Below are 18,796 nucleotides of genomic sequence, written 5' to 3' on the forward strand. Positions count from 1 at the left end.
GCGGTCTTCCTCAGCCTCGCACGGAGGACCGGCGGGCGCGTGCCGTCCGGCGACGCGGCGCCGTCACGACTTCGGGGGCCCGTGTGACGGGCGCGGACACGGCGCCCGCCACGGCGAGGGCCAGGGCGAGGTCGGCCGGACCGGTCTCGGTCTCGGTCGCGGAGTGCCGGACGATGCGGATCATGGTGGTCCTCCCGGGGACAGGGGTTGGTCAGCTGGTGGAGCCGCCGGACCGGAGGGTGTCCAGGTCGGCCTTCACCGTGTTGATCGGGATGGCGAAGCCGAGGCCCACGCTGCCGTTGCTCGACGACGACGAGGAGGAGTCCGACGCGGCCGAGTACATCGCCGAGTTGATGCCGATGATGTTGCCGTTCATGTCGATGAGCGCGCCGCCGGAGTTGCCGGGGTTGAGGGACGCGTCGGTCTGGATCGCCTTGTACGTGGTCTTGGACGAGCCGGTGTTGCCGTTGAACTCCTGGCCGCCGAACTCGAACGGCCACTCACCGTTCCCGCCGCCCTGCTGCTGTTGCTGCTGCCCCTCGTCCGTGGAGACGGTGACGTCGCGCTGGAGCGCGGAGACGATGCCGCTGGTGACGGTGCCGGTGAGGCCCTCGGGGGAGCCGATCGCGACGACGTCGTCGCCGACCTTGACGCCGGAGGAGTCGCCGAGCGTCGCGGCCTTGAGGCCCGAGGCGTTCTTCAGCTTGATGAGCGCGAGGTCCTTCTTCGCGTCGGTGCCGACGACGTCCGCCGTGTACGTCTTGCCGTCGCTCGTCGAGACCTTGACGGAGTCGGCGCCGGACACGACGTGGTTGTTGGTGACGATCTCGCCGTCGCTCGTGATGATCACGCCGGACCCGGTCGAGGACCCGGAGCTGAGCGTCGCGTTGATCTCGACTATGGACGGGCTGACCGCCTCCGCGACCCCGGCCACGGTGCCCTTCTTGCTGCTGGGCACCACCGTGGTGCTGGTCGACGACGAGGCCGTGGAGGAACCGGTCAGCTCCTGGATGCCGTACGCGGTGCCGCCGCCGACCGCGGCCGCGGCGACCGCGACGGCCGCGATCAGACCGGCGGGTCCGCGCAGCCGCTTGCGCGGCTTCTTGTGCTCCGTGTGCTCGGCGAGCACCTCGCCCGGAAGGTACGGGGGCGGGGGCGGGTAGGCCTGGGGTTCGTCGCCGCTTCGGCGGTGGGTCTCGGTCATGGCACCCAGCTTGTGGCGCGTACATGAGAGCCGCCTGAGTGCTCCCTGAGAGTCCCGGCAGAAGCCTGTTTGCCCGAAATAAAGACCCGGCCCGGAAGCCGGGCCGCAAGCCGGACGAACCTACGCGCAGCCGCAGGACTGCCGGACCACGAGCCGCGAGGGGAACAGCTTCAGGCGCTCGCGCCGCGACCCCGCGACCCGCAGCGAATCGTCCAGGACGAGGTCGACGGCGGCCCGCGCCATCGCCGGGCGGTCCGCGGCGACCGTGGTCAGCGGCGGATCGGTGAGCCCCGCCTCCTTCACGTCGTCGAACCCGGCCACGGCCAGCTCGCCCGGCACGTCGATGCGCAGCTCGCGCGCGGCCCGCAGGACGCCGATGGCCTGGTCGTCGGTGGAGCAGAAGATCGCCGGCGGCCGGTCGGGCCCCGCGAGCAGCCCGAGCGCCACCTGGTACGCGTCGTACCGGTTGTACGGCGCCTCGAAGAGCCGGCCCTCGGTCTCCCGCCCGGCCTCCTTCATGGCGCGCCGCCAGCCCTCGACGTGGTCGGAGACCGGGTCGCCGACGGACGGGGTGTCCGCGGTGCCGCCGAGGCAGGCGACGTACTCGTGGCCGTGCTCCAGGAGGTGCCGGGTGGCGAGCTGGGCGCCGCCCACGTCGTCGGTGACCACCGCGACGTCGTCGATCGCCTCGGGCCGCTCGTGCAGCAGGACGACGCGGGCGTCCCAGGCCTCGATCTCGTTCGCCGCGAGGTCGTTGAAACCGTGCGAGACGAGGATCAGGCCGGAGACCCGCATGCCGAGGAAGGCGCGGACGTAGTGGACCTCACGGTCGGGCACGTAGTCGGAGTTGCCGACCAGGACCATCTTTCCGCGCTCCGACGCCGCCTGTTCGACGGCGTGCGTCATCTCCGCGAAGAACGGCTGGCGCGCGTCCGGCACGATCATGCCTATGAGGTCGGTGCGCCGCGAGGCCATCGCCTGGGCGACCCGGTCGGGCCGGTACCCCAGCTCCTTGATCGCGGCGAGCACCCGCTCGCGCGTGGCCGGGGCGACCGGCCGGGGTCCGTTGTTGATCACGTAGGACACGACGGCGGTCGAGGTACCCGCCAGCCGCGCCACATCGTCCCGAGTCACCTTGGCCACGCGCGGAGTCTACGCGGATGGACCACCCTCTGGGCAGGGCGTGAGCCGCACCGCTACCGGCGCGCGGCGGTCGGGCGGCTCTCTTCGTCCGCCGTCGCCGGGGCCTTGTCCCGGTTGTCCGCCTTGTCGGTGGCGGCCGCCTGCTTCTCGGCGCGCGCCTCGGCGTTCTTCTCCGCCTTCTTCTCCGGCTTCTCCGGGGTGACGAAGCGGTAGCCCACGTTGCGCACGGTGCCGATCAGCGACTCGTGCTCGGGCCCGAGCTTGGCACGCAGCCTTCGCACGTGCACGTCCACGGTCCGGGTGCCGCCGAAGTAGTCGTAGCCCCAGACCTCCTGGAGCAGCTGGGCGCGCGTGAAGACGCGGCCGGGGTGCTGCGCCAGATACTTCAGGAGCTCGAACTCCTTGAAGGTCAGGTCGAGGATCCGGCCCTTGAGCTTCGCGCTGTACGTCGCCTCGTCCACCGACAGATCGCCGTTGCGGATCTCCATGGGGGAGTCGTCCGTGACGATCTGCTGGCGGCCCATGGCGAGCCGAAGGCGTGCCTCGACCTCGGCGGGGCCTGCCGTGTCGAGGAGTACGTCGTCGATGCCCCAGTCGGCGGTGACGGCCGCGAGGCCGCCCTCCGTCACGACGAGCACCAGCGGACAGCCGGGCCCCGTCGAGCGGAGCAGCTGACAGAGGCTGCGGACCTGCGGGAGGTCGCGACGGCCGTCGATGAGGATGACATCGGCGCCGGGGGTGTCGACGAGAGCGGGGCCCTCCGCGGGAGCCACTCGCACGTTGTGCAGGAGCAGGCCGAGAGCGGGAAGCACCTCCGTCGACGGCTGGAGGGCATTGGTGAGGAGCAGCAGAGAGCTCATCGGTCCCCACCTGCCCTGGGGGTCGTCATACGTTCGTGCACGGTTCGCTCGCCCATAACGTCTGGTTCCTCCTCGGTCCCTGCGAGGACGTTTGCGGCACTGCTTCGTACTGTCCAGAAAGCACAAAAGGACCCGGGGGCTGCATTGCCCGAGTCCTCCAGCCAGCAGAATAGCCCACATGACATGGGGACCGGCAGGTGACGAGCGTGGATCTTCTGTGTGGCCGGTCACCGAACAGCGACGCCGCGTCACGCTACGGACACACGACGGAGTCGCGATCGACGCCGCCTACGAGCCGGGTCCCGGCGGCCCCGACGCCCCGGCGATCGTGCTCGCGCACGGCTTCACCGGAGATCTGGAGCGGCCCAGGGTGCGCCGAGCGGCGGGGGTGTTCGCCCAGCGTGCGGCCGTGATCACGTTCTCGTTCCGGGGCCACGGGCGGTCCGGCGGGCGGTCCACCGTCGGTGACAAGGAAGTGCTCGATCTCGCGGCGGCCGTCGAGTGGGCGCGCTCGCTCGGGCACGCGCGCGTGGTCACGGTCGGCTTCTCGATGGGCGGTTCCGTCGTGCTGCGGCAGGCCGCGCTGCACAGGGGGCGCACGGAAGCGCACGTTGACGGAGTCGTCGCGGTGAGCGCTCCCGCCCGCTGGTTCTACCGCGGCACCGCCCCCATGCGGCGCGTCCACTGGGCGGTCACCCGGCCCGCGGGCCGCCTCGTCAGCCGCTTCGGGCTGCGCACCCGGATCCACCCGTACGAATGGGACCCGGTGCCGCTGTCGCCGGTCGAGGCGGTGCCGCTGCTCACGCCGACCCCGCTGCTCGTGGTGCACGGAGACCGGGACCCGTACTTCCCCGTCGACCATCCCCGGATGCTGGTGGCGGCCTCCGACGGGGCTGCGGAGCTGTGGCTGGAGCCGGACATGGGCCACGCGGAGAACGCGGCGAGCGACGAGCTGATCGAGCGGATCGGGGCGTGGGTCGCGGCGACGCTTGGCGCACAATAGGACGCCGCACCGTAGAGAGGAGCCGGGGATGGCGCAGGGCACGATCCGTTACTGGGCCGCCGCCAAGGCGGCCGCGGGTGTCGCGGAGGAGCCGTACGACGCCGAGAACCTGGCCGTGGCGCTGGACGCCGTCCGTGCACGGCACTCGGCCGAGCTGGTCCGGGTGCTCCAGCGCTCCTCGTTCCTGGTCGACGGCGACCCCGTCGGGACCCGCGGGCATGAGACGGTACGGCTTGCCGAGGGCGGCACGGTCGAGGTGCTCCCGCCGTTCGCAGGAGGATGACACTTCGATGAGCAACAACCAGCAGTACCCGCACTCGTACGAGTACGACCAGTACGCGCAGAACCAGTACGCGCAGGGCCAGTACACGCAGGAGCAGTACGCGCACGAGCAGCAGGCCGCGGTGCCGCAGCAGCAGTGGACGTACGAGTACGCGCACGAGCCCGCGCCCGCTCCGGCCGCCCCCGCCCCCGCTCCCGCCGCCGAGGCGCCGCAGGCCCCGCAGGCGCTCGCGCCGAACCAGCGGGCCCGCGCCGAGGGCCGCTCGCCGATCATCGAGCCCGGGTTCCAGCCCGCCGTGCTCACCGCCGTGCTCGGCCTGCTGCTCGCCGGGGGCGCCGCCGTCGGCTCGTACGGGCTGCTCGTGCCGCTGCTCCTGCTCCAGGCCGTGACGGCCGCGGGGTGGTTCCGGCTCAACGGTATGTGGCCCGCGCGGCAGGGCATCGCGCTCGCCTTCCTGGGCGGCGTCGTCGCCGACATCGCGCTCCTCGTGGCGGGCCGGGACAACGGCCCCGCGGCGATCCTCGGCACGCTCGGCGTCTGGGTGCTGCTCACGCTCGTCCTCCAGCTCCGCTCGCACGCCGATCCGGACGAGCGGATGTACGGACTGATGGCGACGGTCGTCTCGGCCGCGCTCGCGATCGTGGCGGCCGGTCACCTCGCCGCCCCCGCGGACGCCGTGACGGTCGGCGGCGCGGCCGTGGCCATCGCGGTGCTCGCCCGCGCGCTGCCGCTCCCGACGGTCGCCTCCGTGGTCGTGGCGCTGCTCGCCGCCGCCGGCGCGGGGATCGCCGCGGGCGGCGTCACCGACCTGGGCTCGGGCGGCGCCTTCCTGGGGCTCGGCGCGGGCGCCTGCGCCCTCATCGGCCACCGCGTCGCCTCGTACGACTACCCGTCCCGCTTCGTCCACATGACGGCGGGCGTCGCCCTGCCCCTGGCCGCCGCGGCCCCGGCCGTCTGGCTCCTGGGCCGCGCGCTCGGCTAGTTGCGCCTTACGGGCCGGGGCCGGATCTTGCCCGCCCCGGTCCCGGGCCACGTACGCTCCGAGCCATGCGCGCACTGCGAATACTGCTCATCCTCGTCGTCGTCCTCGGTGGCCTCTTCGTCGCCGCCGACCGGGTCGCCGTCCACTTCGCCGAGAGCAAGGCCGCCGACAGGATCCGTACGAGCGAGGGCCTTGAGCAGACCCCCGACGTGTCGATCAACGGCTTCCCGTTCCTGACGCAGGTCGCGGGCGGCAGCCTCGACGACGTCGAGATCGGCATCAAGGACTTCGAGGCGAAGAGCGACAAGGGCGACGCCGGCATCCGGATCGCCGACCTCAAGGCCGAGATGCGCGGCGTGAAGTTCGACAGCGGCTACAGCTCCGCCACCGCCGACAGGGCCACCGGCACCGCCCGCATCGACTACGCGGAACTCCTCGAGGCCGTGAAGAAGCAGGGCCGCGCGCAGGTCGCCCCCGGCGTGACCGCGTGGATCGACGGCCTCGCGTACGGCGGCGACCACAAGGTCAAGGTCACCGTCGCCATCAAGACCCCGCTCGGCACGCTGCGGCCCTCGGTGCTCAGCACGGTCGACGTGAGCGGCGGCGAGGTCTCCGCGCACGCCGACAGCCTGCCGGCGGCGGGCGCCTTCAAGCTGGCGGAGGACCGGATCCGGGGCGTCGTCGATTTCCGGCAGGCGCTGAAGGACCTCCCGGCGGGCATCGAGCTGGACCGGGTGCAGGCGGTCGACCAGGGCATCGAGATCACGGTGAAGGGTTCGGACCTCGACCTGGTCGGGTAGGCCCGGATACGGGCCGCGGAGACCATCGGTCCGAACTGCGAGACGCAGGCGTCCGCAGAGCAGAAGTCGACGGGCGCCCCGCGGTGCGACGACGGGGCGGAAGCCGTTCGGCGGCGCGATCGTTCTCATATTCCGGACGATCGCGTCTCATCATCCGACACGTCGGTGACACGGCCACCGGTACGTCCTTACGATCGGACCCATGAAGCGACAGGCGGATCTCACGAAGCGGCGGGCAGTAGACCTGTGCCGCGTCGCCGCCATGCTCTGTCGCGCCGCCTGAGCGGGACGGACCGACTCCCGCTTTCCCCCGACCCCTTGAGGCACTCGGCCTCGGGGTCCCCGTGCAGCTACGCACATCCGTTTCGCATGCCCGCCGCAACTGCCCCGGAGGAACACAGCATGAGCCGCAGCGACGTCCTGGTAGACGCCGACTGGGTCGAGGCCAACCTCGACAACGAGAACGTGGCGATCGTCGAGGTCGACGAGGACACGTCCGCGTACGACAAGAACCACATCAAGAACGCGATCCGCATCGACTGGACCAAGGACCTGCAGGACCCGGTCCGCCGCGACTTCATCGACCAGGAGGGCTTCGAGAAGCTCCTGTCGGCGAAGGGCATCGCCAACGACACGACCGTCGTCCTCTACGGCGGCAACAACAACTGGTTCGCCTCCTACGCGTACTGGTACTTCAAGCTCTACGGCCACCAGGACGTGAAGCTCCTCGACGGCGGCCGCAAGAAGTGGGAGCTCGACTCCCGCGACCTGGTCGACGGCTCCGAGGTCCCGAACCGCCCGACCACCGACTACAAGGCCAAGCCGCAGGACACCTCGATCCGCGCCTTCCGCGACGACGTCGTGAACGCGATCGGCACCAAGAACCTCGTCGACGTGCGTTCCCCCGACGAGTTCTCCGGCAAGCTGCTCGCCCCGGCCCACCTGCCGCAGGAGCAGTCGCAGCGTCCGGGCCACGTCCCGTCCGCCCGCAACATCCCGTGGTCGAAGAACGCCAACGACGACGGCACGTTCAAGTCGGACGAGGAGCTCAAGGCGCTCTACGCCGACGAGCAGGTCGACCTGTCGAAGGACTCCATCGCCTACTGCCGCATCGGCGAGCGCTCCGCGCTCACCTGGTTCGTGCTGCACGAGCTGCTCGGCCAGGAGAACGTCAAGAACTACGACGGCTCGTGGACCGAGTACGGCTCCCTCGTCGGCGTGCCGATCGAGCTCGGCGCCAACAAGTAACCCAGCGACCTTCCACTTCCTAGGAGAGCAACATGTGCGGAGCGAAGGCCGGCGGCCCCGACGCCTCGACGATCAAGCCCGGTGAGACCACCATCCAGGGCCAGGTGACCAAGGACGGCGAGCCCGTCACCGGTTACGTGCGCCTCCTTGACTCGACCGGCGAGTTCACCGCCGAGGTCCCCACCTCGGCCACGGGCCAGTTCCGCTTCTACGCGGCCGAGGGCACGTGGACCGTGCGCGCCCTGGTCCCCGGCGGCCAGGCCGACCGTACGGTCGTCGCCCAGACCGGCGGGCTCGCGGAGGTCGCGATCGCGGTCTGACCGCGAACCCGAGCGATCACTCGTGACGGCTGAAGGGCCGCACCCCACCTGGGTTGGACGCCACTGGTGCGGGGTGCGGTCCTTCGGCATGCGCGGGCTTACGCTGGAAGACATGTACGCACGGCGCAAGCACGTGTACTTCGTCATGATGGGCGTATGCATCGGGCTTTTCGTCCTCGCCTGGGGCGTGGTGCGGCTCTGGTCCGTGCCGGCCGCCGTCGCGATGTGCGTCGTCGCCATGGTCATCCCGCCGTTCGCCGCCATCGTCGCCAACCGGCGGGGGCCCGAGGACCGCTGGTGGGACGACCCGTCGGGCGATCCGAAGTCCGACGAGTGGTGGGACGAGCTGGACGGAAAGAAGCGGCACAGGTGACACCCGCTGTGACCGACCTCGCCGAGAGCGTCCGTGCCCACCCGACTACAGTGGGGTGCGGCTCTGTCATCGTCATACGTTCCGCTCACCGAGGAGCAATCCCGTGCTTGAGGCCTTCTTCTCCACCCTTCTCGTCCTGGTCTGCGTCGGCGTCATCGCCTTCGCCGGTCTGACCGTGAAGAAGCTGTACCAGGGCCAGCGCTGACCCGCCCCACCACCGAGAGATCCTTGAACCGCTCATGATTCAGATCCCGTCCGACCTGAACCCGAAGCTCGTCCCCCTCGCCTTTCTGCTGGGCACCTGGGAGGGCGCGGGCGTCCACGACTTCCCCGGCTCCGAGAAGTGCAACTTCGGCCAGGAGGTCTCCTTCACCCACGACGGGCGGGACTTCCTCGAGTACCACTCGCACACCTGGGTGCTCGACGAGAAGGGCGAGAAGGTCCGCCCCCTCGAGTCGGAGTCCGGCTTCTGGCGGATCGACGACGAACGCAAGGTCGAGGTCGTCATGGTCCGCGACGACGGCGTCGTCGAGGTCTGGTACGGCGAGCTCGCCGACCAGAAGCCGCAGATCGACCTCGCCACCGACGCCGTGGCCCGCACCGGCGCCTCCGGCCCGTACAGCGGCGGCAAGCGTCTCTACGGCTACGTGAAGAGCGACCTCATGTGGGTCGGCGAGAAGCAGACCCCCGAGGTCCCGCTGCGCCCCTACATGTCGGCCCAGCTCAAGAAGGTCGTCTCCCCCGAGGAGGTCGCCGAGATGGCGCGCAACCTCCCCGACATGCCCGACGACGGCATCGCCTTCTTCAAGTAGGCGGAATCGCTTTCCGCAAGTGGTTCTAGACTCGACGGTGTGGTGAGCACCGACTGGAAGAGCGATCTGAGGCAGCGCGGCTACCGGCTGACGCCGCAGCGTCAGCTTGTCCTGGAAGCCGTGGACACCCTTGAGCACGCGACCCCCGACGACATCCTGTGCGAAGTGCGCAGGACGGCGTCGGGGGTCAACATTTCGACGGTCTACCGGACCCTGGAGCTCCTGGAGGAGCTCGGGCTCGTCTCGCACGCCCACCTCGGGCACGGCGCGCCCACCTACCACCTCGCCGACCGGCACCACCACATCCACATGGTGTGCAGGGACTGCACGAACGTGATCGAGGCGGACGTGGACGTGGCGGCCGAGTTCACCGCGAAGCTGCGCGAGGAGTTCGGCTTCGACACCGACCTCAAGCACTTCGCGATCTTCGGGCGCTGCGAGAACTGCTCGGGGAACAAGGACCGCACGCAGGAATAAGCACGCCCGCCCGCTCGTCGTACTGTGAGTGACCATGAAGAGCCCCCTGCTGACCCTGCCCGGCGCCGTCCCCGGTGAGGGCGTGGACGAAGGCGTCGCCGCGCACTACGGCGACCTGTTCCGCGAGCAGCGCGCCCTCGCCGACGGCGCGGGCGTCGTCGACCTCTCGCACCGCGGCGTGATCACGGTCACCGGCGACGACCGGCTGAGCTGGCTGCACCTGCTGCTCACGCAGCACGTCCAGGAGCTGGAGCCCGACCGGGCCACCGAGGCGCTGATCCTCTCCGCGAACGGGCACATCGAGCACGCCCTGTACCTCGTCGACGACGGCACGACGACGTGGGCGCACGTCGAGCCCGGCACGCAGGAGGCGCTCCTCGCCTACCTGGAGTCGATGAAGTTCTTCTACCGGGTGGAGACCGCAGACAGGACCGACGAGTTCGCCGTCGTGCACCTCCCGGCCGGATCGATCGCCCCGGTGCCCGAAGGCGTCGTCGTGCGCGAGACGCCGCACGGCCGCGACCTGTTCCTGCCGCGCGCCGACCTGGAGTCGTACGCGGCGGAGAACGGCCCGGCGGTCGGCCTCCTGGCCTACGAGGCGCTCCGCGTTGAGCAGCACCGCCCGCGCTTCGGCTTCGAGACGGACCACCGCACCATCCCGCACGAGCTGGGCTGGATCGGCACCGCCGTGCACCTTCAGAAGGGCTGCTACCGGGGGCAGGAGACCGTCGCCCGCGTGCAGAACCTGGGCAAGCCGCCGCGCCGCCTGGTCTTTCTGCACCTGGACGGCAGCGAGGTGCACCTGCCGCCGCACGGCGCCGAGGTGCGGCTCGCGGCGGACGGCCCCGAGGGCCGCAAGGTCGGCGTCGTGACCACGTCCGTGCGCCACCACGAGCTGGGCCCGATCGCCCTCGCGGTCATCAAGCGGAACGTGCCGACCGACGCGGAGCTCCTCGCGGAGACCACGGCGGCGGCGCAGGAAGTGATCGTCGAGCCGTAGCCGGCGTGGGCGGCGTGGGCGGCTACATCTCCAGCAGCACCGTGAACGGGCCGTCGTTCGTCAGGGACACCCGCATCTGCGCCCCGAACCGGCCCGTCGCCACGGTCGCGCCCAGCGCCCGCAGCTGCGCCACGACCTCGTCGACCAGCGGCTCGGCGACCGGCCCAGGCGCGGCGGCGTTCCAGGTGGGACGGCGGCCCTTGCGGGCGTCCCCGTAGAGCGTGAACTGGCTGATCACCAGGAGCGGCGCGTCGATGTCGCTGCACGACTTCTCGTCGGCCAGCATCCGCACGGACCAGAGCTTGCGGGCCATCTGGGCCGCCTTCTCCTTGGTGTCCTCGTGCGTGACCCCGACGAGGACGCACAGCCCCTCGCCCTTGATCTCGCCCACGACCTCGTCGTCCACGACGACGCTCGCGCCGTCCACCCTCTGCACCACTGCTCGCATACGGCCATCATGCCGTGCGCCGCATTCGTGCCCCTGAAGGGGTTTACGCATGCTCCCCAACCCCCCATCCGGGGCGGATATGGGGCACTCGTGCCCGAACTGGCCACTCGGAGTGGCACCATGCTGACACGCGGTGCGTCGGTGGCGTGCGGCGCGGTCCGGTCGAGGGGACGGTAAGCAGACCATGGATACCCATGCCATGAGCCACACAACGAGTACGGGGCTGCCCGCGCAGCCCGTGTCGCTGACGCACGCGGAGCGGCTCACCCCGCTGTCCCGACCGCCGGCCCAGCGCACCGACAGCCCGGAGCTGCCGGCCGTTCCCGAGCAGGACCTGACGACGCTGCGGCTGCCGGAGCTGCGGGCGCTGCGACGCGCGGCGCAGCAGAACGAGGCGGACCTGAGCTACGTACGACGGCTGCTCCAGGGCCGCATCGACATCCTGCGCGCCGAGCTCGGGCGGCGCCGCGACCCCGAGGCGCCGGTCGTGGACCGGCTCTCGGAGATCCTGCGGGACCAGCCGACGCGGCAGCGCTCCTCCGCCCGGCACGTCACGGTGGGCACGCCGCACAGCGAGGAGTCCCGGCGGCTCGCCCAGGAGATGCTGGCCGAGGTCGAGCTGTCCGACCTGGAGGCCCGCACGGACGCGGAGCTGCACACGGCGATGGGCCGCCTGGTCCGCTACGAGCAGCAGGTCTCACGCCGCCGCCACCAGCTCCAGCGCACGGCGGACGACATCAGCGCCGAGATCACCCACCGCTACCGCGCGGGCGAGGCCCAGGTGACGGACCTCCTGGGCGGCGGCAACTGAACGCCGCAAGGCGGCCGTCGGGGTGCGGAGAATTCCTGCGACACCGGCGGCCGACCCGCCTAGCGTGAGCGCATGAGTAGTGAAGCGCCCACCGTACGAGCCATCACCGAGGACGAGCTGCACGACTGGTCCCGCGCCCTCAACACCGGGTTCCTGCGCCCGCCGACCACCTCCCCGCAGACCGTCGCCAAGCGCCGCGCCCACTTCGACCTCGCCCGCACCCGCGCCGCCTTCGCCCCCGCCGAAGGCCCCGCCGGCGGCCGCCCGGTGGCCACCTTCCGCTCGTTCGCGCAGGAGCTCACCGTCCCCGGCGGCGCCACCGTCCCCACCGACGCGATCACCAACGTCACCGTGAGCCCCACCCACCGCCGCCGCGGACTGCTCAGCCGCCTGATGGGGGCCGACCTCGCGGAGGCGAAGGAGCGCGGCGACGTCGCGGCGACGCTGATCGCCGCCGAGTACCCGATCTACGGAAGGTTCGGCTTCGGCCCCGCGGCCACCGCCGCCGTATGGGAGATCGACGTGCCCAGGGCCGGCCTCGACCCCCGCTGGTCGGGCCCCGACGACGGCGGCCGGGTCGACCTGGCCGACCCGGAGGAGGTGCGCAAGGTCGGCCCCGAGCTGCACGAGCGTCTCCGCACCCGGGTCGCGGGCGTGGTCTCGCGGGACGCGTTCTGGTGGCAGTACGAGACTGGCCAGTGGCCGACGCCGGAGGACCCGTGGACCGAACCGTTCCACGCGCTGTACCGCAACGCGCGCGGCGAGGTGGAGGGCCTCGTCGTCCACCGGGCCGACGACCACTGGAGCGACGCCAAGCAGCCCGGCAACACGGCCCGCGTGCGGCAGCTGATCGCCGTCACGCCGGCCGCCGAGCGCGCCCTGTGGACGTACGTCTGCTCCGTGGACTGGATCACCACGGTGCGCTCGGGCCTGCGCGCCCCCGACGACCTGCTGCCGCACCTGCTCCCCGACCCGCGCGCCGCCCGCATCGTGACGCAGGCCGACTTTCTGTGGGTGCGGATCCTGGATGTCGTACGGGCCCTGGAGGCGCGCTCGTACGAGACGAGCGGCGAGGTCGCGTTCGAGGTCGTCGACCCGGCGGGCCTCGCGGGCGGCCGGTTCACGCTGACGGCGACGCCCGGCGGGGCGGTGTGTTCGCCGGGCGCCGCCTCCCCGCAACTCACGGTCGACGTACGTGAGTTGGGGGCGCTGTGGCTGGGCGACGAGTCCGCGGTGCGGCTCGCCGCCCTGGGGCGGCTCGTGGAGCACGAGGCGGGCGCCGCGGCCGCGTTCGGCGCCCTGCTGCGGACGTCGCGGCGGCCGTGGTGCCCCGACGTGTTCTGACCGACCGGGCTCCCGGCTCCCCTCCGGAAGGGAGCCCGGTCAGCCGCTCTGGGCGAGCAGCATCACGAGGACCACGGCCCCGATGCCGCTGATCACGGTGTTCTTGGCCTTGAGGCCGACCGAGAGAACGATGAAGGCGATGATGCCCATCGGGCCGTACTTCCACTGGATGAGCTGCTCGAACCCGATGGCGAGCGCGGCGACGACGATGGCGAAGAGCGGCATGGTCTTACCTCCTTCAGGACCCGAGGTCCTCGTGGTGACCAACTTCAGGTCCCCCGACCATTTGCGGGAAGTTGGTCACCAACTCCAAGGTACTTATCTCCGTTGAAGGGCGTCTCATAACCACCTTCACGTCAACTCCCCAAAGATGGCGGGAAGTTGTAGTGTTTGGTTGTGAGTGCGGAGCATGCCGCCGTCAATGGACGGCCCAGGTCACCGCGGACGCGCCTCACGTACCGCGAAGTGGCCGACGAGCTGCGCGACCGGATCACGTCCGGGCGTCTGAGTCCCGGCCAGCGGATGCCGACACAGGCACAGTTGGCGGGCGAATTCGGTGTGGAGCGCTCCGCCGTGCGTCAGGCGCTGCGCATCCTGCAGACCGAGCGGTTGTTGGTGAACGCCACGAAGGGCACCCCGGCCACGGTCGCGGAGCATCCGCGCGCCGCGCCGCTCGGCCCGGAGGCGCCACCCCAGCCGACCATGGTGGCGCTGGCCCCGCGCATCGCGGACGCCTTCGAGCGGGCCGACGTGGAGATCGACGCCCTGTGCATGACGGCGGTCTCGCTGACGCTCGCGATGGGCGAACCGTTGCGCCTCATCCACGAGGGCCGAAGGAAACCGGCCACCGTACGGGTGCGGGTGCTGCTGCCGAGCCGCGACATCGACCTCGCGTTCCCCACGCCCGCCACGGACCTGGCGGACGAGGAGGAGGCCGCGGTGGGCGGCCGGCTGCGGCGCGACTGGCTGGCACAGCGCAACGCGCAGGGGCAGGTCCTTCGCCACAACCTGCTGGCCCTGCGGACCACGCACGACATGGACGTCACGGTGGAGTTCCGCGCGCTGCCGTTCACGCCCCCGGTCAAGCTCTATCTGCTCAACGGCAACGAGGCGCTGTTCGCGTACTACACGCTGACCAGGCGCGGCGAGCAGATCGACCACGAGCGGGTGGACGTGTACGACGCGCAGGGGCCGCGGCAGATGCTCTTCGCGTTCGAGCACGGCGCGGGGCTGCGGGACACGACGTTCGTGGAGCAGTCGCTGCTGTGGTTCAACGGGCTGTGGAACACGATCAGCCAGGACCTGACGCTCAGCTCGTGAGCCGGGTGTTCGGTTGGCGAGCCGGGCCCCGGCCGGGTGTCGCCCGAGGTCAGTGCAGGGCGGGCCCTGCCACCGTCAGCGCGAGCAGGACGCCGCCCATGGAACTGCACGTGGCGTTCCTGGCGCGGGCGCCGATGGCGAGCAGCAGCAGGCCCGCGAGCCCGGCGGGGCCGTAGTGCCACTGGGCGAGCTGCTCGAGGGTGATCACGACCACCGCGGAGAGGAGGTTCAGGACAGGCATGGTGGTTCCTCCTGCGTCGGCGACTCTCGCTACTTGGTCTCCTTCGCTGCCACCCTTGGCCACCTTGCACCAAGTTGGCGACCAACTGCACTGGAGTTGTCCCCACTTGGTCGTGGTATATAAACAGGAGGACGACAACTCACGCCAAATCACGGTGAGTTGCGGCGCTTGGTTGTGACCCAGGGAGCAGGGCGTGGCGGACAGGGCAGACGCGACACTGAACGGCAGCAGAAGGCTCACGGCCCAGGAGATCGCCGACCAGCTCCGCGAGCGGATCCGCGGTGGCGACCTCAAGCCGGGCGACCAACTCCCCACGCAGGCCACCCTCGCCGAGGAGTTCGGCGTCGAGCGCGGCACCGTCCGGCAGGCGCTGCAGCTCCTGGAGACGGACGGCCTGCTGAGCAAGCGCAGCAAGGGCAGCCCGCCGCGGATCGCCCCCGCGAGCGGCGCGCGCGACGAGCCGCAGCCCTCGATGGTCGCCCTCGCGCCCCGGCTCGTCGAGGCGTTCCACTCGCCCCACGTGCGGATCGACGCGGTCTGCATGACCTCGGAGACGTTGATGATGGCCCTCGGTGAGCCGCTGCGCCTCATCCACGAGGGCCGCATCAGGCCCGAGTCCCTCGATGTACGCATTTTGCTGCCGAGCCGCGACATCGACCTCGCGTTCCCGGTGCCGGTGCCCGGCGACAGCGAGGGCCCCGACCGGGCCGACGAGGCGGCGGTGCACAACCGCTGGCTCGCCACCCGCAACGCGCAGGGCCAGGTGCTCCGCCACAACCTGCGCTCCCTGCGGTCCTCGCACGGCATCGACGTACGGGTGACGTTCCGGGCCCTCCCGTTCACCCCGCCGGTCAAGCTGTACCTGCTGAACGGGGCGGAGGCCCTCCTCTCGTACTACATGGTCACGCGGCGCGAGGAGGAGATCGACAACGACTTCAAGCTGGAGATGTACTCCGCCACCGGCACCCAGGCGCTGCTCTTCTCCTTCGAGGACAGGGCGGGCCACCGCGACCGGGCCTTCGTGGAGGAGTCGCAGAAGTGGTTCGACGCGCTCTGGGAAACCATCACGTCCGACCTGACACTCTCCTAGTGACTTCAGAGACGACGAAGCAGACTGTTCCGGTGGCAGAAGAGACCGAATCACGTCGGGAAACGACCGAACAGGGAGACGCTCGCGAGTCGGGCACCCTTCAGGGCGATGCACGCGAGGCGGGCACCCTCCGAGAGCTGATCGAGGGCGCGCGACACGTCCTCTTCGACTTCGACGGGCCGATCTGCCGGCTGTTCGCGGGCCGCCCCGCGGCCGGTATCGCCCGCGACCAGGTGGACTGGCTCGACGCCCAGGGCCTCGGCGACGTCCTCACGGAGGAGGAGCGCGCCGACGCCGACCCGCACGCGGCGCTGCGCCGCCTCGGCCGGGCCAGGCCGGACAGCGACCTGGTCCTGGAGATGGAGAACCGGCTCACCGAGCAGGAACTGCGCGCCGTCCGCTCCGCCTGGCCCACCGAGCACGCCGACCCGCTGATCCGCACCTGGTCGGCGTCCGGCGCGCGCCTCGCCATCACCACCAACAACTCGGCGGAGGCGGCCCGCCGCTACATCGCGGGCCGCGGCCTCTCCGACTGCTTCGAGCCGCACATCTACGGCCGCACCGAGAACCTGGCCCGGCTCAAACCGGACCCGTACTGCCTCAACCGCGCGATGCAGGCGATGGGCGCGTCGCCCGGCACCACCCTGATGATCGGCGACGCCGCGACGGACCTCGACGCGGCACGGGAGGCGGGCGTCGCGTTCCTCGGCTACGCGCGTCATGCCCGCAAGGAGGCCGCGCTGCGGCAGGCCGGAGCGCGCCAGGTGACGGGCACCCTCGAACCCATCATCCACATCCTTCGTCACCGAAGCGGTGGAGTTGGCAGCCAACTGCCGTAGAGTTGTACCGACTTGGTCGGGGGGTGAGGGGAGATCGTCGTGGTGGACACGAAGGCGCGGAACACCCCGAGACCCACCGCCGAGAAGATCGCCGATGCCCTGCGGAAGCGGATCGTCGACGGCGAGCTCACGGCGGGCGAGCGGCTGCCGACCCAGGCCACGCTCGCCCGCGAGTTCGGCGTCGAGCGCGGCACGGTCCGCAACGCGCTGCAACTGCTGCGCGCCGACGGCCTGCTGGCCAACACCGGTCGCGGCAGCCCGCCCACCGTCTCGCGCCCCGCGCACCAGCCGGCGCCCGGCGCCCGGTCCGCGCGCAGCATCCTCGGCCCGCGCCTGGTGACGGCCTTCCAGGCGCCGCACGTCTGCGTCGACGTGGCCAGCCTCACCGGCGAGACCCTGGTGACGGCCCTGGGGGAGCCGCTGCGCAAGGTGTACGAGGGGGTGCTGCGACCGGAGTCCGTACGGGTCCGGATGGTGGTGCCGCGGCTCGGCGAGAACGTCGACTACCCCGCGCCCGCGGCCGGCTGGGGCCACGACGAGAAGCTCGACGAGGCGGTCAGGCGGCGCGGCCGGATCCAGTGGGACGCGCAGCGCACGGTGCTGGCCGGGGCGTTCAAGGGCCTGCGCGACAGCGGCGTCGACGCCACCTTCGAGTACCGCTTCGTCTCCGGCGTCCCCACCCGCAAGGTCTACCTCCTCAACCGCCAGGAGGTCCTCGTCGGCCACTACGTCCCCGGCCGCTTCGAGCGCGACATCGACGACTACGAGGGCGCGGCCACGGTCGAACTCGTCGACGTCGAGGGCTTCGAAACCGGCATGCTCGCCTTCGAACGCCCCCACGGCCCCGACGCCGCCGCCTTCATCGACGGCGAACAGGCCATGTTCGACGGCCTCTGGGAGCATGTGGCGCGACGGCGTCAGGCCTGAGCGAACGCGAGCACGGCGAGGGCGGCCCCCGCCAGCGCCCAGCTCCTCGACCGCCGCTCGGCGGACAGGAACAGGGTGAGCGCGGCAAGCCCCAACAGCCCCGGAACCCCGTACTCCGACTCCACGAACCACTCCACCCCATACCCGAGCAAGCTCGCGACCACCTGCGGCACCGGATTCATGGGTCCCCACCCGCCTTCCTGCCAACTGCCGTACTAAACAGCCCAATTGGACTGTTGGACTTGGATTGGGTTTTTCCCCGTGGGCGCAGATCGTTAATCAAGGGCCCGTACATGTAGGGAAGTTGACTGAAACCGGTGTGCCGTTGGGCTGACGGAGGTACGTTCCTGGTGTGGCGAGCGGCGGCAGGCAGGTCTTCGGTGTCGTGGAGGAGCTGCGCTCACGGATGGCGGGGGGCGTCTACCCGTTGGGGTCCCCGCTTCCCGCGCAGCGTGAGCTGGCCGAGGAGTTCCATGTCTCCCGCGACACGGTGCAGAAGGCGCTGAAGCAGTTGCGGGCCGAGGGTTGGGTCGATCCGAAGCAGGGGAGCGGGACCCGGGTCGTACGGGCGCAGGAGGCGCAGTCGTACACCGCGCGGGCGGCCAAGGAGGGCCGGGTGACGCTGCGCGGCTTCTTCGACGAGGCGTTCGCGGCGACCGAGGTCTCCCTCGACGTCTTCACCTTGACGTCCGAATCCCTCGACATGCAGGTCAAGAGCCAGATCGAGCGGATGCGGGACGGCGAGGAGGGGCCGCGGCGGATCGCGATCCGGATGCTGCTGCCCGACGAGTCACTCGATCTGCCGTATCCACGGGCCCTGGACGACCCGGACGGACGGCTGTCCGCCCGGCTCAGGGAGCGACTGCTCGACATCACGCGCAGGCACAGCGAGTCGATCCAGGTGGAGCTGCGGCAGCTGGAGGCCGAGGGCCTCGTCGACTCCGCGAGCCTCGAGATCCGCCACGTGATGCTCACGCCGACGTCGAAGCTGTACCTGGTCGGGGGCGCGCAGGCGCTGCACGGCCCGTACGAGGTGATCGAGCGCCCCATCGTCCTCGACGACGAGACGACGGTCCGCGCCCTCGACGTACTGGGCCTGGGCGCACGGCTCACGCACTACGTGAAGGACGGCAACCCGGACTCTCGTGGATCCATCTTCATGGCGAGCTGGCAGGCCTGGTTCGACTCTGTGTGGGAGCGCCTGGCGTTCTGAACGGCGGGCCGAGTCGATCGCGGTTCGAACGCCTTACCCCTGTGCGTGTCTGATTACA

Annotated in this window: 26 protein-coding genes; 18 read left to right on the forward strand and 8 right to left on the reverse strand. The window is 71.0% G+C overall.

Features of this window, described 5'->3' with window-relative positions; all coding sequences use genetic code 11:
- Positions 1-10 precede the first annotated feature (10 nt).
- The 4 genes from ACTWJ8_RS21325 to ACTWJ8_RS21340 all read right to left on the reverse strand — a co-directional run bounded on the left by ACTWJ8_RS21325 (position 11) and on the right by ACTWJ8_RS21340 (position 3,207).
- The gene (locus tag ACTWJ8_RS21325) at positions 11-184 is read right to left on the reverse strand and encodes a hypothetical protein (protein WP_356375789.1); all 174 of its coding nucleotides are present in this window, start codon (positions 182-184) and stop codon (positions 11-13) included.
- Positions 185-211: 27 nt separating this feature from the next.
- A complete protein-coding gene (locus ACTWJ8_RS21330) occupies positions 212-1,204 on the reverse strand; it encodes a S1C family serine protease (protein WP_356375787.1) in 993 nt (330 codons plus the stop codon).
- 120 nt (positions 1,205-1,324) lie between these two features.
- Complete coding sequence (locus ACTWJ8_RS21335; protein ID WP_356375784.1) at positions 1,325-2,347, reverse strand: LacI family DNA-binding transcriptional regulator; 1,023 nt, start codon at positions 2,345-2,347, stop codon at positions 1,325-1,327.
- A gap of 53 nt (positions 2,348-2,400) precedes the next feature.
- Positions 2,401-3,207 carry a winged helix-turn-helix transcriptional regulator gene (locus ACTWJ8_RS21340; protein WP_356375782.1) on the reverse strand — a complete coding sequence of 269 codons (807 nt, stop codon included), beginning with the start codon at positions 3,205-3,207 and terminating at the stop codon, positions 2,401-2,403.
- Positions 3,208-3,385: 178 nt separating this feature from the next.
- Between ACTWJ8_RS21340 and ACTWJ8_RS21345 the strand changes: the two genes are divergently transcribed.
- From ACTWJ8_RS21345 to ygfZ, 11 genes are all read left to right on the forward strand, one after another.
- On the forward strand, positions 3,386-4,210 hold the full coding sequence (locus ACTWJ8_RS21345; RefSeq protein ID WP_443260027.1) for an alpha/beta hydrolase: 825 nt from the start codon (positions 3,386-3,388) through the stop codon (positions 4,208-4,210).
- Positions 4,211-4,238: 28 nt separating this feature from the next.
- The gene (locus ACTWJ8_RS21350) at positions 4,239-4,493 is read left to right on the forward strand and encodes a MoaD/ThiS family protein (protein WP_356375777.1); all 255 of its coding nucleotides are present in this window, start codon (positions 4,239-4,241) and stop codon (positions 4,491-4,493) included.
- Positions 4,429-5,475, forward strand: coding sequence for a hypothetical protein (locus ACTWJ8_RS21355; protein WP_443260028.1), 1,047 nt, complete (start codon positions 4,429-4,431; stop codon positions 5,473-5,475). Before ACTWJ8_RS21350 ends, ACTWJ8_RS21355 begins: the two co-directional genes overlap by 65 nt.
- Before the next feature lie 65 nt (positions 5,476-5,540).
- A complete protein-coding gene (locus tag ACTWJ8_RS21360) occupies positions 5,541-6,275 on the forward strand; it encodes an LmeA family phospholipid-binding protein (RefSeq protein ID WP_443260029.1) in 735 nt (244 codons plus the stop codon).
- Between the two features lie 202 nt (positions 6,276-6,477).
- Complete coding sequence (locus ACTWJ8_RS21365; RefSeq protein WP_352133573.1) at positions 6,478-6,558, forward strand: putative leader peptide; 81 nt, start codon at positions 6,478-6,480, stop codon at positions 6,556-6,558.
- A 119-nt stretch (positions 6,559-6,677) separates the two neighbouring features.
- Positions 6,678-7,523, forward strand: coding sequence for a sulfurtransferase (locus tag ACTWJ8_RS21370; protein WP_443260030.1), 846 nt, complete (start codon positions 6,678-6,680; stop codon positions 7,521-7,523).
- 32 nt (positions 7,524-7,555) lie between these two features.
- Complete coding sequence (locus ACTWJ8_RS21375) at positions 7,556-7,843, forward strand: DUF1416 domain-containing protein (protein ID WP_356375765.1); 288 nt, start codon at positions 7,556-7,558, stop codon at positions 7,841-7,843.
- A gap of 112 nt (positions 7,844-7,955) precedes the next feature.
- Positions 7,956-8,216, forward strand: a complete 261-nt coding sequence (locus tag ACTWJ8_RS21380; protein ID WP_443260031.1) for a DUF3099 domain-containing protein — start codon at positions 7,956-7,958, stop codon at positions 8,214-8,216.
- A 239-nt stretch (positions 8,217-8,455) separates the two neighbouring features.
- Positions 8,456-9,028: an FABP family protein gene (locus tag ACTWJ8_RS21385; RefSeq protein ID WP_356375761.1), complete on the forward strand. Its 573-nt coding sequence runs from the start codon at positions 8,456-8,458 to the stop codon at positions 9,026-9,028.
- 39 nt (positions 9,029-9,067) lie between these two features.
- Positions 9,068-9,505, forward strand: a complete 438-nt coding sequence (locus tag ACTWJ8_RS21390; protein WP_356375759.1) for a Fur family transcriptional regulator — start codon at positions 9,068-9,070, stop codon at positions 9,503-9,505.
- 34 nt (positions 9,506-9,539) lie between these two features.
- Positions 9,540-10,505, forward strand: a complete 966-nt coding sequence (gene ygfZ / locus ACTWJ8_RS21395; protein WP_443260032.1) for a CAF17-like 4Fe-4S cluster assembly/insertion protein YgfZ — start codon at positions 9,540-9,542, stop codon at positions 10,503-10,505.
- A 22-nt stretch (positions 10,506-10,527) separates the two neighbouring features.
- Here ygfZ and dtd read toward each other — a convergent pair whose 3' ends face one another.
- Complete coding sequence (gene dtd / locus ACTWJ8_RS21400; protein ID WP_356375753.1) at positions 10,528-10,953, reverse strand: D-aminoacyl-tRNA deacylase; 426 nt, start codon at positions 10,951-10,953, stop codon at positions 10,528-10,530.
- A 199-nt stretch (positions 10,954-11,152) separates the two neighbouring features.
- On the opposite strand from dtd, the gene ACTWJ8_RS21405 reads away from it, so the two are divergent.
- Both ACTWJ8_RS21405 and ACTWJ8_RS21410 read left to right on the forward strand, forming a co-directional pair.
- Positions 11,153-11,764 (forward strand): RsiG family protein, encoded by a 612-nt coding sequence (locus tag ACTWJ8_RS21405; RefSeq protein WP_443260033.1) that lies wholly within the window; start codon positions 11,153-11,155, stop codon positions 11,762-11,764.
- A 72-nt stretch (positions 11,765-11,836) separates the two neighbouring features.
- The gene (locus ACTWJ8_RS21410) at positions 11,837-13,108 is read left to right on the forward strand and encodes a GNAT family N-acetyltransferase (RefSeq protein WP_356375751.1); all 1,272 of its coding nucleotides are present in this window, start codon (positions 11,837-11,839) and stop codon (positions 13,106-13,108) included.
- Positions 13,109-13,147: 39 nt separating this feature from the next.
- Here ACTWJ8_RS21410 and ACTWJ8_RS21415 read toward each other — a convergent pair whose 3' ends face one another.
- A complete protein-coding gene (locus ACTWJ8_RS21415) occupies positions 13,148-13,333 on the reverse strand; it encodes a hypothetical protein (RefSeq protein ID WP_356375748.1) in 186 nt (61 codons plus the stop codon).
- A 165-nt stretch (positions 13,334-13,498) separates the two neighbouring features.
- On the opposite strand from ACTWJ8_RS21415, the gene ACTWJ8_RS21420 reads away from it, so the two are divergent.
- Positions 13,499-14,428, forward strand: a complete 930-nt coding sequence (locus ACTWJ8_RS21420) for a winged helix-turn-helix domain-containing protein (RefSeq protein ID WP_356375745.1) — start codon at positions 13,499-13,501, stop codon at positions 14,426-14,428.
- A 49-nt stretch (positions 14,429-14,477) separates the two neighbouring features.
- Here ACTWJ8_RS21420 and ACTWJ8_RS21425 read toward each other — a convergent pair whose 3' ends face one another.
- A complete protein-coding gene (locus ACTWJ8_RS21425; protein ID WP_356375742.1) occupies positions 14,478-14,669 on the reverse strand; it encodes a hypothetical protein in 192 nt (63 codons plus the stop codon).
- Between the two features lie 193 nt (positions 14,670-14,862).
- On the opposite strand from ACTWJ8_RS21425, the gene ACTWJ8_RS21430 reads away from it, so the two are divergent.
- Genes ACTWJ8_RS21430 through ACTWJ8_RS21440 form a run of 3 tightly spaced genes read left to right on the forward strand, consistent with a single transcriptional unit; the run spans position 14,863 to position 17,525 of the window.
- Positions 14,863-15,759 (forward strand): winged helix-turn-helix domain-containing protein, encoded by an 897-nt coding sequence (locus ACTWJ8_RS21430; RefSeq protein WP_356375739.1) that lies wholly within the window; start codon positions 14,863-14,865, stop codon positions 15,757-15,759.
- The gene (locus ACTWJ8_RS21435) at positions 15,708-16,598 is read left to right on the forward strand and encodes an HAD family hydrolase (RefSeq protein WP_443260034.1); all 891 of its coding nucleotides are present in this window, start codon (positions 15,708-15,710) and stop codon (positions 16,596-16,598) included. Before ACTWJ8_RS21430 ends, ACTWJ8_RS21435 begins: the two co-directional genes overlap by 52 nt.
- Positions 16,599-16,637: 39 nt before the next feature.
- Positions 16,638-17,525, forward strand: coding sequence for a winged helix-turn-helix domain-containing protein (locus ACTWJ8_RS21440; RefSeq protein ID WP_356375733.1), 888 nt, complete (start codon positions 16,638-16,640; stop codon positions 17,523-17,525).
- Here the strand turns inward: ACTWJ8_RS21440 and ACTWJ8_RS21445 are convergent.
- A complete protein-coding gene (locus ACTWJ8_RS21445; protein ID WP_443260035.1) occupies positions 17,516-17,707 on the reverse strand; it encodes a hypothetical protein in 192 nt (63 codons plus the stop codon). The genes ACTWJ8_RS21440 and ACTWJ8_RS21445 overlap by 10 nt on opposite strands.
- A gap of 170 nt (positions 17,708-17,877) precedes the next feature.
- On the opposite strand from ACTWJ8_RS21445, the gene ACTWJ8_RS21450 reads away from it, so the two are divergent.
- Positions 17,878-18,738, forward strand: coding sequence for a winged helix-turn-helix domain-containing protein (locus tag ACTWJ8_RS21450; protein ID WP_443260036.1), 861 nt, complete (start codon positions 17,878-17,880; stop codon positions 18,736-18,738).
- Positions 18,739-18,796: the final 58 nt, after the last annotated feature.

Origin of the sequence: Streptomyces sp. SDT5-1 (assembly GCF_052245995.1) — a bacterium.
Classification (GTDB): Bacteria; Actinomycetota; Actinomycetes; order Streptomycetales; family Streptomycetaceae; genus Streptomyces.

Excerpts from the sequence above, each read along its gene's own strand:
- ACTWJ8_RS21370 (WP_443260030.1), top strand. The coding sequence starts at position 6,678 with ATGAGCCGCAGCGACGTCCTGGTAGACGCCGACTGGGTCGAGGCCAAC.
- ACTWJ8_RS21340 (WP_356375782.1), bottom strand. The coding sequence starts at position 3,207 with ATGAGCTCTCTGCTGCTCCTCACCAATGCCCTCCAGCCGTCGACGGAG.
- ACTWJ8_RS21325 (WP_356375789.1), bottom strand. The coding sequence starts at position 184 with ATGATCCGCATCGTCCGGCACTCCGCGACCGAGACCGAGACCGGTCCG.
- ACTWJ8_RS21405 (WP_443260033.1), top strand. The coding sequence starts at position 11,153 with ATGAGCCACACAACGAGTACGGGGCTGCCCGCGCAGCCCGTGTCGCTG.
- ACTWJ8_RS21330 (WP_356375787.1), bottom strand. The coding sequence starts at position 1,204 with ATGACCGAGACCCACCGCCGAAGCGGCGACGAACCCCAGGCCTACCCG.
- ACTWJ8_RS21350 (WP_356375777.1), top strand. The coding sequence starts at position 4,239 with ATGGCGCAGGGCACGATCCGTTACTGGGCCGCCGCCAAGGCGGCCGCG.
- dtd (WP_356375753.1), bottom strand. The coding sequence starts at position 10,953 with ATGCGAGCAGTGGTGCAGAGGGTGGACGGCGCGAGCGTCGTCGTGGAC.
- ACTWJ8_RS21355 (WP_443260028.1), top strand. The coding sequence starts at position 4,429 with ATGAGACGGTACGGCTTGCCGAGGGCGGCACGGTCGAGGTGCTCCCGC.
- ACTWJ8_RS21410 (WP_356375751.1), top strand. The coding sequence starts at position 11,837 with ATGAGTAGTGAAGCGCCCACCGTACGAGCCATCACCGAGGACGAGCTG.
- ygfZ (WP_443260032.1), top strand. The coding sequence starts at position 9,540 with ATGAAGAGCCCCCTGCTGACCCTGCCCGGCGCCGTCCCCGGTGAGGGC.
- ACTWJ8_RS21445 (WP_443260035.1), bottom strand. The coding sequence starts at position 17,707 with ATGAATCCGGTGCCGCAGGTGGTCGCGAGCTTGCTCGGGTATGGGGTG.
- ACTWJ8_RS21360 (WP_443260029.1), top strand. The coding sequence starts at position 5,541 with ATGCGCGCACTGCGAATACTGCTCATCCTCGTCGTCGTCCTCGGTGGC.
- ACTWJ8_RS21365 (WP_352133573.1), top strand. The coding sequence starts at position 6,478 with ATGAAGCGACAGGCGGATCTCACGAAGCGGCGGGCAGTAGACCTGTGC.
- ACTWJ8_RS21345 (WP_443260027.1), top strand. The coding sequence starts at position 3,386 with ATGACATGGGGACCGGCAGGTGACGAGCGTGGATCTTCTGTGTGGCCG.
- ACTWJ8_RS21415 (WP_356375748.1), bottom strand. The coding sequence starts at position 13,333 with ATGCCGCTCTTCGCCATCGTCGTCGCCGCGCTCGCCATCGGGTTCGAG.
- ACTWJ8_RS21425 (WP_356375742.1), bottom strand. The coding sequence starts at position 14,669 with ATGCCTGTCCTGAACCTCCTCTCCGCGGTGGTCGTGATCACCCTCGAG.
- ACTWJ8_RS21385 (WP_356375761.1), top strand. The coding sequence starts at position 8,456 with ATGATTCAGATCCCGTCCGACCTGAACCCGAAGCTCGTCCCCCTCGCC.
- ACTWJ8_RS21375 (WP_356375765.1), top strand. The coding sequence starts at position 7,556 with ATGTGCGGAGCGAAGGCCGGCGGCCCCGACGCCTCGACGATCAAGCCC.
- ACTWJ8_RS21380 (WP_443260031.1), top strand. The coding sequence starts at position 7,956 with ATGTACGCACGGCGCAAGCACGTGTACTTCGTCATGATGGGCGTATGC.